This window comes from Pseudomonas sp. SIMBA_067 (genome assembly GCF_046534675.1).
Lineage (GTDB): Bacteria > Pseudomonadota > Gammaproteobacteria > Pseudomonadales > Pseudomonadaceae > Aquipseudomonas > Aquipseudomonas putida.
Window position 1 is genome coordinate 1 of the sequence record NZ_JAWRYH010000500.1, and the last position, 269, is coordinate 269.

The 269-nt window shown below is 39.8% G+C and carries 1 protein-coding gene; it reads left to right on the forward strand.

The genetic code is table 11. The annotated features are described in order from the left end of the window. Positions 1-269, forward strand: a 269-nt coding sequence (locus SB765_RS30065) for an efflux RND transporter permease subunit (protein ID WP_410932554.1), incomplete at both ends; no start/stop codon positions are given.

Here is a 269-nt window from a genome sequence, read left to right on the forward strand (position 1 = left end):
ATATTTACCTTCAAGTTGGCTTATTAACCACTATAGGGCTTGCCTCTAAAAATGCGATATTAATTGTTGAATTTGCTACCCATAAAATGGATGAAGGCTTAAGTTTGGTAGATTCAGCTATTGCAGCTGTACGACTTCGTTTACGTCCTATTTTAATGACCTCAATGGCATTTATCTGTGGTGTTTTACCGCTTGCAATAGCCTCAAGTGCAGGCTCTGGTGCTCAAAACGCCTTAGGTATTTCAATTATAGGCGGAACACTTGCAGCT